This is a genomic window from uncultured Paraglaciecola sp., assembly GCF_913020055.1.
GTDB lineage: Bacteria > Pseudomonadota > Gammaproteobacteria > Enterobacterales > Alteromonadaceae > Paraglaciecola.
Genome location: NZ_CAJWCF010000128.1, coordinates 1 through 10,331 on the forward strand (window position 1 = coordinate 1; position 10,331 = coordinate 10,331).

The 10,331-nt window shown below is 41.1% G+C and carries 7 protein-coding genes and 1 pseudogene; 6 read left to right on the forward strand and 2 right to left on the reverse strand.

Features of this window, described 5'->3' with window-relative positions; genetic code table 11:
* The first annotated feature begins 77 nt into the window (after positions 1 to 77).
* A pseudogene (locus tag QZ488_RS19545) lies at positions 78 to 2,687 on the forward strand (TonB-dependent receptor).
* A gap of 77 nt (positions 2,688 to 2,764) precedes the next feature.
* Here the strand turns inward: QZ488_RS19545 and QZ488_RS19550 are convergent.
* Both QZ488_RS19550 and QZ488_RS19555 read right to left on the reverse strand, forming a co-directional pair.
* A complete protein-coding gene (locus QZ488_RS19550) occupies positions 2,765 to 3,082 on the reverse strand; it encodes a BolA/IbaG family iron-sulfur metabolism protein (protein WP_293751900.1) in 318 nt (105 codons plus the stop codon).
* Between the two features lie 54 nt (positions 3,083 to 3,136).
* Positions 3,137 to 3,775 carry an alpha-ketoglutarate-dependent dioxygenase AlkB gene (locus QZ488_RS19555; protein WP_293751902.1) on the reverse strand — a complete coding sequence of 213 codons (639 nt, stop codon included), beginning with the start codon at positions 3,773 to 3,775 and terminating at the stop codon, positions 3,137 to 3,139.
* A 22-nt stretch (positions 3,776 to 3,797) separates the two neighbouring features.
* On the opposite strand from QZ488_RS19555, the gene QZ488_RS19560 reads away from it, so the two are divergent.
* The 5 genes from QZ488_RS19560 (at position 3,798) to QZ488_RS19580 (ending at position 10,213) form a co-directional block, all read left to right on the forward strand.
* Positions 3,798 to 4,955, forward strand: coding sequence for a methyltransferase (locus QZ488_RS19560; protein WP_293751904.1), 1,158 nt, complete (start codon positions 3,798 to 3,800; stop codon positions 4,953 to 4,955).
* Positions 4,956 to 4,965: 10 nt separating this feature from the next.
* A complete protein-coding gene (locus tag QZ488_RS19565) occupies positions 4,966 to 5,577 on the forward strand; it encodes a peptidylprolyl isomerase (RefSeq protein ID WP_293751906.1) in 612 nt (203 codons plus the stop codon).
* 413 nt (positions 5,578 to 5,990) lie between these two features.
* Positions 5,991 to 6,500 (forward strand): TonB-dependent receptor plug domain-containing protein, encoded by a 510-nt coding sequence (locus QZ488_RS19570; protein ID WP_293751908.1) that lies wholly within the window; start codon positions 5,991 to 5,993, stop codon positions 6,498 to 6,500.
* Positions 6,501 to 6,542: 42 nt separating this feature from the next.
* Positions 6,543 to 8,150, forward strand: a complete 1,608-nt coding sequence (locus tag QZ488_RS19575) for a TonB-dependent receptor (RefSeq protein ID WP_293751910.1) — start codon at positions 6,543 to 6,545, stop codon at positions 8,148 to 8,150.
* A 311-nt stretch (positions 8,151 to 8,461) separates the two neighbouring features.
* Positions 8,462 to 10,213 carry a glycoside hydrolase family 9 protein gene (locus QZ488_RS19580; protein ID WP_293751912.1) on the forward strand — a complete coding sequence of 584 codons (1,752 nt, stop codon included), beginning with the start codon at positions 8,462 to 8,464 and terminating at the stop codon, positions 10,211 to 10,213.
* The last annotated feature ends 118 nt before the right edge of the window (positions 10,214 to 10,331 follow it).

The following is a 10,331-nucleotide window of genomic DNA, read 5'->3' on the forward strand; positions in this document are numbered from 1 at the left end:
TGCTGGGATCATAGACCACCTCCTTATTAACTGTAATTATATACAGTATTGCAACAGTTTACAAAAACATAGCCATAATGAAACATAACACCATAAAACTCACCTTATTAGCTGTTGCCATTTCGAGCAGTATGGCTGTGCACGCGCAGTCGGATGAAATCAGCAAGGTTGAACGTATACAAGTCACAGGCTCGCATATTAAAAGAACCGATATGGAAGGTCCTTCACCGGTTACCTCTTTATCTGCAGAAGACATTACTAAAACAGGTGTGACTGACTTAATAGGCTTATTTACTAAGCTGCCAGCCGCTGGATAAGGTACTTTTTCTACTCAAGGAAACAGTAGCGATGGAACAGGTAACGGTGGTTCAAGTGTATCATTACGAGGATTAGGTGCAGATTCTACGCTTATCCTTGTAAATGGTCGTCGTATTTCTGTTTCTCCTTTCGCAAACGAAATAGACACCGCCTTTGTTGATATTAATAACATTCCATTAGCTGCCATTAAACGGGTAGATATATTGAAGGATGGCGCATCGGCTACTTATGGTTCTGATGCAATCGCAGGGGTTATCAATATCATATTGAAAGATGATTATGATGGCTTGGAAGTCTCTGGAAAATATGGCGATACAGCCGATGGTGGCGGTCAAGAAACAAACACAAGCCTATTGTTCGGTAGCAGTTCAGAAAAAGCCAATCATACCTTTGTATTGGATTATTTTGATCGCGAAGAAATACTTAACGCCGACAGATATTACACTAGCTCAGCCAATCAAACTGCATTGAGACCTAATGACCCATATGTAACAGACGGTAGAAGTTCTTCAGGTTACCCAGGCACTATCGCACTTGCTTCAAACAACTCTATTCGCATACCAGATACCTTTGGTAATGATGTTTGTCCGGCAGAAGATATTGTAGGTACTTTGTGTCGTTATGATTATGCACCTATGGGATCCACGGTACCTGCATCTGAGCGTGTTAGTTTCATGTATATGGGTAATTTTGAAATTAACGATACGCTGAGAGCGTTTATTGAGTTAAACGGTCAAAATTCTAAAACCACCATTAGAGGGGCTGCTAGCCCAAGCTTTAATGAGTTGTTTATGTCCGCTGATAATGTAAACCATCCATTTGCCAATGATCCTACGAGTGATTTTTACCAGCAAGATTTAACTATGCGTCGTCGTTTAGTTGAAATTGGTAACCGTGAAAAACGCGTTGATTCAGACTATTATCGCAGCGTATTCGGCTTTCAGGGGGAAGTATCTGGATGGGATTGGGAAACGGCTTACAGTTACATAAAGAGTGACTCGATTGAACGTGGTGTAAATGGTTTTCCAAACTCACGTCGCACTCAAGAAGCAATTGATAGTGGTTTATGGAACCCCTTTGAGCCTTCTTCTAATAGTCAAGAAGCTCTTGATTATATAGAAACCCAAACCACCCGTTATGGTAAGTCTACCAGCAAGTCTTTCGATGCCAAGGTATCTGGAGCTATAATGGACATGTCAGCAGGCGAACTTATGCTAGCTGTCGGCGCTGAATATCGTGAAGAAACCATCAGTGATAACCCAGACGACCAGTTCCTCCGTGGTGACGTTTTTGGTACAGAAGCAACGCAGGCCAATGGTAGTCGTGATAATACTTCTATATTCGCTGAGCTAGCGATCCCAGTGACTGAAACATTCAATATTCAAGTAGCCGTTCGTCACGAAGATTATAGTGATTTTGGTACCACTACCGATCCTAAAGTAGCCTTTATTTGGACACCTACTGACGAACTGTCAATACGAGGCTCGTTTGGTACCGCTTTTCGCGCGCCATCTTTGAGTCAGATTGGTTTAGGTGTTACTGACGAATCTCCGAGCTTAGTTGATACAGTGCGATGTGCTGCAGTTGGTAATGTTGACCAAGCCTGCGAACTTTTTGAATACACAGCACAATTAGCTGGTAACCCTGATTTAGGACCAGAAGAGTCTAAGAGTTATAACTTAGGTGTCATTTATGAAGTCTCAGAAGATATTGATTTTTCTTTAGATTATTATAATTACGATATCGAAAATGTAATCGGTAAAGACACTCAGTTTGTATTTAGCACTCAAGGTAATAATCCGGCGGTTGTGCAGCGTTTGAATACAGGTGTAGCTGGCGACCCGGGCCAAGTGGAGGTTATTTTTGACCGTTTTGAGAATTTATTCGATCTTAAAACTTCTGGATTAGATCTTGATTTAGGTTACAAAATGTCTTCTGACATGGGTGACTTCAAATTCAATTACGTCTTAAATTACGTATTGAATTACGAAGATATTCGCACTGGTGGCCGTTTATTTGCAGCTGAAGGCAGCTTTGAGCAACCTAAAGTTCGTTGGATAACCTCTGCTTCTTGGGTGAAAGCAGACTGGAGTGCAAACTTTGCCATCAACTATATTGGCGAGTTTGAAGAAGATTCTGCCGTGCGTACTCGAACAGACGGCACAATAGCACCCGATATCGATGCTATGGTAACGGTTGATACAACAGTTAACTATGCGGGTATTGACAATACAACCCTAACATTAGGTATCACAAACCTGTTTAACGAAGAGCCACCGTTTAGTTACAATTCATGGACGGGTTACGCGACTGGAACGCATAACGCCCAAGGTAGATTTGTTTATGCCCAAGCTACTTATAAGTTTTAAGTATCTCAAGGTACGATTTTCACAATAAAATTTGTGATGTTCGGTAAATAAAAAGGCGTCATTATGACGCCTTTTTATTACCCATTTTTGCTGCCACCTAAGCAGTTAGGCGACTTGGGGAACTCTCCAAACTGAGCCTGCCATTCTTCCTGTGTATAGGTATGTAAAGCCAACGCATGAATGTCATTGGCTAACTCTTCTTTAAGCACTGAATTAACTGATCTGTGGCGTTTTATTAACCGCTCTCCACTAAAGGTAGGTGTGACGATCACCACTTTGAAATGGCTCTCTGAACCTGGTGGTACATTATGCATGGCACTTTCATTGATAACTTCAAGGTGAAGTGGATTAAAGTGACTAAGTAGCTTTTTTTCAATGTTAGTTTGAATGTTCATATGTTCTCCAAAATCAATATTTCAGATCATAACTCATTGGTCGTGCTCGACATATTATTTGTTGTAAACATTGGGGATTTTATGGATATACCTAAATGTCAGATTAATTCTTGGAGCTAGTGGCTTTTTGCTTTTAGCTACTGCATGTTGCCAACTCGATTGGGTTGCACCGCGCATCACCAGTAAACTACCGTCAGCCAGAGGCACCCTTGTCTTGTGTTTGCTTTTATTGTGATAAAAATCCAAATTACGCAACTCGCCGAAGCTCAGCGAGGCAATCACAGGTTGTTGTCCTAGTTCAGGTTCATTGTCTGCATGTCGACCCATTCCATCTTGTCCATGACGATAATAATTTGCTAACACAGAATTAAAGTGACTGTTGCTAGCGTCTTCACATTTTTGTTTAAGTGCAAGTAATATAGGGGACCAAGGTAGGGGGTGCATGGTTAAATTTGAATACTGGTAACTCGCTTCTGCATCGCCATACCATGCTTGTAAACGCGGAACGTCAAAGGTTTTTCCGTATAATGTGATTTGTTCTTGTCGCCAGTCTAACAACTCTTGGAGTGAGCACATTATGCCGTTTGTTTCTTCTGGCGGAATGAAATTTGGATAATATTTTAGGTCTGCATCTGGCATATCCAGCTGTATTGGCGTGTTATCATATTGTGATTCAAACAGTGACTGCTGCATAACCCATCAAATTTGGACAAAAATGAACACTAGTTTAACGCTTCTAGACAGAAACTTGCAGTTAGTTAGGTACCCACAAAATTTACAACACCCAAGTTGGCAGGCATGGGATGCTGCAGACGAGTATCTAATTGACTATGTAGAACAAAATATTCCCAATCTAGCAACCGTATCGATGAGTATTTACAACGATGATTTTGGTGCCCTAGCATGCTGGTTTGCTGATTCGAAACCCATTTGGGTAACGGATTCTCATGTGGCTAAACAATCATGTTTAATTAATCTGCAGCAAAACAATATCCCTGATGGGGCGGTGATATTTTATGATTCTGTAACACAAGTGGATGTGAAGGCCGAACTGGTTTTACTTAAGATTCCTAAAACAACGGCTCTACTTGAGCAACAACTGATCGATTTGCAAAGCAGAGTGTCACCGGCAACTATCGTTATTGCAGCAGGTAAAGCCAACTTGATTCACAAATCTACTTTAGCCTTATTCGAAAAATATTTAGGTGTGACCACAACCTCCTTGGCCAAGAAAAAAGCCCGTTTAATTTTTTGCCAACCTACTGGCACTAAGGAACATTCAAGTCCTTATCCAACCATTTGGTTTACTGAAAAACCTAGGTTTGAAATCAGTAATTTGGCTAATGTGTTTGCTCGTCAGCAATTAGATATTGGCGCAAGATTTATGCTTGAGCATTTGTCCAAATTACCTAATCTAGAAAACAAAACAGTTGTTGATTTAGGTTGCGGTAATGGCGTATTGGGCCTGCACATACTCAATCAAAATCAACAAACTAAGGTGATCTTTGTTGACGAGTCCTATATGGCAGTCGCTTCTACGCAACAAAATGTGTTGGTTAACCTGCCTGAAAAAGTCGACAAATCAGAGTTTATTGTGAACAATTGTTTGGACGACTTTACGAAAATGTCTAGCTCCAACGAAGTAGACATAGTGTTATGTAATCCGCCTTTTCACCAACAAAATGCCATCACCGATCATATCGCTTGGCAAATGTTTAAAGATGCGCAGTCTTTGCTTAAAAAGGGCGGACAATTATTTGTGGTGGGTAATCGTCACTTAGACTACCCAAATAAACTTAAAAGACTATTTGGCAATTCGACAACTGTTGCAACCAACCAAAAATTCAGTATTTTGTCTGCTACTAAACGTTAGGAATATCTCTATGTTAAAAACACTTTTTGTTGCTTATTTTGTTGTATATCTTGTTTTGGCTTCAACTTTGACCTTTGCCAAAGCGAAAGATGATGGCTCACATATACAACCTGACAATTATTACCCTAGAGTCAAAATGGTCACCAGCATGGGAGATATTATTGTTGAGTTTGACCGTTCCAGAGCACCGATTACGGTTAACAATTTCTTGCGTTATGTGGATAAACGCAGTTATGAAAACACCATTTTCCATCGCATCGTGCCTGATTTTGTTGTACAAGGTGGCGGCTACGACACCGATTTTATAGAGAAACCATCATTTGGAAAAATATTTAATGAGTCCGGTAGTGGCTTAAAAAATAAGATGTACAACATCACTATGGCAAGGCAGGACGATCCACATTCAGCTACTCGCCAATTTTTCTTCAATATGAGTAACAACGATAGCTTAGACCCTGGCAGAAATTGGGGATACACAGCATTTGGTTCGGTTGTCGAAGGGTATGAAGTGTTAGATAAAATGGTCGAGGTGAAAACAGATTTTGACCCCAAATATGGTTGGTCAGATGTGCCCGTAGAGCAGGTTATTTTGTTAAAAGTAATTGTTTTACCGCCCGTTTAATCGATGATTTATTAGGGCAGTGGTGCCCTTGTTAGACAATAGCTAATAACAAGCCACTGCTATAAATTTCTATTGATTTTCGCAGTTCCCTTTCTTACCAACCGCCAATTCATTTTTCAGTGATCTAGCTCAATAAATTGTTATAACCTGGTTGTTTAGTAATTACTTATCTAAGCATTATTTTTATTGAATTGAACAAAAATTCCACACCATGCATGGTTTATCCTAATACGTTACTTATTACCCGTATAAATGAGGGAAGTCCTAATATCTAAATATGCTATTACATACTGGAAGTTTTGTTTGAGTCGAATTAAGTATCTGAATTATAAAGTTTACTCAGTACTTAAATAGAATAAATCTATACGAAACAGACTACACATAATAACTTAGCTAACAGGCAGACCTTCCGATTGGCTATATTGGCTAGCGCCATTTCAGTTGCTTTTTGTGGGTCGCTTTATGCCCAAGAACATACAACTGAAGAAGACTCCAACGACAGAATCGAATCTATCACTGTTACTGCAACCAAACGTTCTCAAGTCATTTATGAAGTGCCACTTTCGATCAGCGCTTTTAGTGGAGAAGCACTTGCCTCTCAGGGAATTAGTGATTTAACTGATGTAGGTAAATTTGTTCCCAACCTAAATGTGACTGGTTTTTCAGCGGGACATACTTCTTCAGCCAACCCTTTTATTCGCGGTATTGGATTACAAGATCACCCTATCACTACTGATCCTGGGGTCAGCGTTTATGTTGATGGTGTGTATTTGGGTCGGCAAGTTGGGCAGAATTGGAACCTAAATAATATTGAACGTATCGAAGTATTGCGTGGCCCACAAGGCACGCTTTATGGAAGAAACTCTATCGGTGGTGCCATCAATATCATTACCAAACAACCTGATGACGAAGCGGTAACTTAAGCGGGGGTTGAAGCTGGTACTCGTGGCCGTTTGAAGGCTGATGTGTTCGTAAACAGAGCGCTTAGCGATACACTTTCCTTCAACTTTAACGCTGGTTATAACGCTCGTGGTGGCTTGGGCGAATTTATTAATGTACCAGACGCTGAATACGATGTAGGCGAGACCAAAGAGCTATACACACGGTTGTCTGTTAAATATGCGCCAAATAATGATTTTAGCTTGGTGTTAACCGCCGATGCGAATGACGGTGAAGGCGGTTTGAGACCTTATACAACATTGATTGATGAAGTCCCAACTGGTGCTTACTACACAGGCATGCGTTTTGGCTCTCCTACTCCATCGGGGCCACTGCGTAATTCTGATTTGGCACCTGATCCATACGACAACGCCACGGGCACTAAAGAAGTCACTACTGTCAGTAACGAAGCGAGCGGTTTATCAATTACCGCTGACTGGAATTTATCAGATACCTTAACGACTAAAGCTGTGGTTAGCCATCGTACTTCAGAGTACAAAGCAGGTTTGGATGATGACGCTACTATCTTTGCGCTAGATCACTATCCGGAAAAAGGTGATGCAGATCAGACATCAATAGAGTTGCAGTTAAACGGTTACTATGATGAATTTGATTTTGTCTCTGGTTTATATTGGTTTAACGAAGAAGGTAGCAATCGTCAAGGCGCAGACTCTAGCTTTAATGGAGGGGGCAACTTATTGGAGCTCGATCAAGAAACCACCAGTCGAGCTGTGTTTATTAATCTAGGTTATGGCGTGACAGATGAACTGCGTATTTCTGGTGGCTTGCGTTATACCAAAGATGAAAAACAAGCTACGGCAAACGTGGGCATTGGCCCATTCACCTCAGAAGATGACTGGAGTGAACTTAGCTATGAGTTATCGGCGAGTTATACCTTAGAAAATGGTCTGAATTTTTACGGTACTGTGCAGAGCGGATACCAATCAGGTCAATTCCCAGCGCGACCTTACTGTTTATTTGGCGACCCTGAATGTTTTGTTGCCTCAGATAATATAACTGCAGTTAACTACGAAGTGGGCCTTAAAGGTCAAGTTACAGATAACTTTAGTATGAGTGTGGCATTATTTAATACTGAATTTGACGATTTACCCTATCAAGTCAGTACTACCTCAGAAGGCGGGTTTGATACCAGCAACCTAGTCGTTGAACAAACATCTAGAGGTATTGAGTGGGAAAGTACTATTTACTTTACTGATAATTTTAAACTGCATACAAGCCTTGGTTATATGGATGTGGACGTGTCTGAGCAAGATGGTGTTAAACCAGTTGCACCATTAACTCCTGACCTGACCGCATCAATCAGCCCTTCATACGAATTTGAGTTGGCTGGTGGCGCAACTATTAGTACTCGAGTTGATTATTCGTTCCGCAGTGACATGTATGGAGAGCCTAGCTCAGATCCTGGTCGATTGACCGAGATAGACAGCCGTGAACTGGTTAATTTTAATATTGCTTATTCGCCAGCTGAAGGTGACTGGAAAGTGGCCCTATATGGTAAAAATATTTTTGACGAGCGTTATGACAATGCAAGGCTAAATACGGGAGACTACATACTGCGAGTGTTAAGCAATGATGCCAGCGAATTTGGTGTGAGGTTTAACACTACATTTTAGTAGGACGATAAATTAAAAAACAAATAGAAAGCGACCTTTACCGGTCGCTTTTTTGTACAGAGTATTTTATACAGGCATAGATAAAAACTCAAACTGCCCATTTTCACACTTAGAAATATTTCAAATAGTAAATTTTCAATACTTCATCTTTGGTTTTTTTAAGAGTTACTAAGGCGGTTCGGTTGCGCATGTGATTCTAATACCGCATTCCTAAATTTTTTTCTGATACCGCTTACTAAATTCCGTTAACTATTTGAAAACGTTTTCAAAATAAAGTTAAATTAGTATTGATTAGCTTCCTGAGTGAAAGTATGAAAAAACAGTTACGGGTAATATTAATTAGTATCGCGGTATTCAGCGCATGTGGTGATAGTAATTCTCAAAATAACAATCCGGTTGAGGCCAAGCCTACTTCGGGTATACCGGCGATGCACATTGAAAAAATAAAGCTCAATCAAGTTGGCTTTTTACCTAGTGATACTAAAATTGCGGTTGTTCCAAGTAGTCAGGCCACAACCTTTTTATTGGTAAATGCCAATGACGGTTCGCAGGTTTTTACTGGTCAACTCTCAGCATCACAACACTGGGCACCAGCAAAAGACGAGGTCAGTATTGCTGATTTTTCTAGTGTTACTGCACCTGGTGAATACCGTATAAAGGTCAGTGGTTTCGCTGATTCAAATATAGTGACTATCAATAACGACGCCTTTTTGGCTGCCCACGATGCCGCGTTGAAAGCCTATTATTTTAATCGAGCAAGTTCAGAACTTTTGTCTAAACACGCTGGCATCTGGTCGAGGCCATCCGGCCATGCTGATGACAATGTGCTTATTCACACTTCTGCTGCGTCTGCTCAACGTCCAGAAGGTACCGCTATTTCAGCCCCCAAGGGCTGGTATGACGCCGGAGATTACAACAAGTACATAGTCAACAGTGGTATTTCTGTTTACACCTTGTTAGTGGCTTACGAGCATCATCCTGAGTTCTACCAAAATCGTGATATTGGCATTCCCGAATCCACTGATTCATCACCGGATATACTAGACGAGATAAAATGGAATTTGGATTGGATGATGGCAATGCAAGATCCCAATGACGGTGGGGTCTATCATAAACTCACCACTCTCAACTTTTCTGGCGCAGTCATGCCAAGTCAAGGGACTGCCCAGCGATACGTGGTGCAAAAAGGTACGGCAGCGTCGTTAAATTTTGCTGCCTCTTTAGCTGTGGCGAGCCGTATTTACCAGGCCTTTCCTCAGTTTGCAGACGTAGCCAGTGAATACAGGCATGCGGCCGAATTGGCATGGCAATGGGCGCAAGACAACCCAAACGTAGCCTATGTTCAACCTAAGGATGTTTCTACTGGAGGATACGGAGATCAGGTTTTTTTAGACGAATTTTCATGGGCCGCTGCGGAATTGTTTTTGCTAACAGCCGATGCGCAGTATCTTCAACAGTTCAAGCAATTAAACGTTATGCCAAGTATCCCTGGATGGTCAAATAGCGCAGCCTTAGGTTATATTTCGCTGTTGAATAACGGTAAAACAATACTTAGTAATGATGATTACCGTCAGTTCTTAGAACGTTACCTAGCGTTAGCAGATAATATCGTGAATTTACATCAGCAATCAGCTTATGCAGTAGCCATGCAAAACTCAGATTTTGTATGGGGCAGTAATGCTGTTGCGTTAAACAAGGCTTTTGTTTTATTGCAAGCTCAACGATTTACTCAGAATGAAAAATACAAAACAGCGGCTACTGGCTTATTGGATTATGTGTTGGGGCGCAACCCAACAGATTATTCTTATTTGACCGGCTTTGGTGAAAAAACACCTGTAGATATTCATCATCGCCCTTCTCATGCGGATAACGTGGTGGCCCCAGTTCCTGGTTTTGTGGCGGGTGGCGCGCAATCAGGACAACAAGATGGATGCAGTTACCCGTCTAAATTACCAGCAAGTTCTTACGTGGATGATTGGTGTAGTTATTCAACTAATGAGGTCACAATTAATTGGAATGCGCCTTTGGTTTATGTATTGGCCGGTTTGCATACAACGCAGTAAGGTAATGCCAATGCGTTATGTTGATTATTATTACTGATGACGATTAATGGTATGGACCCTCTCCTCCCATAACGGCTTCAAATGAGCCAAGATAGTGGTTGTTAAAATCGACTATCAA

What these genes read in the sequence shown, in the direction of transcription:
- QZ488_RS19550 (WP_293751900.1), bottom strand. Translation starts at nt 3,082, where the DNA reads ATGAACATTCAAACTAACATTGAAAAAAAGCTACTTAGTCACTTTAAT.
- QZ488_RS19555 (WP_293751902.1), bottom strand. Translation starts at nt 3,775, where the DNA reads ATGCAGCAGTCACTGTTTGAATCACAATATGATAACACGCCAATACAG.
- QZ488_RS19560 (WP_293751904.1), top strand. Translation starts at nt 3,798, where the DNA reads ATGAACACTAGTTTAACGCTTCTAGACAGAAACTTGCAGTTAGTTAGG.
- QZ488_RS19565 (WP_293751906.1), top strand. Translation starts at nt 4,966, where the DNA reads ATGTTAAAAACACTTTTTGTTGCTTATTTTGTTGTATATCTTGTTTTG.
- QZ488_RS19580 (WP_293751912.1), top strand. Translation starts at nt 8,462, where the DNA reads ATGAAAAAACAGTTACGGGTAATATTAATTAGTATCGCGGTATTCAGC.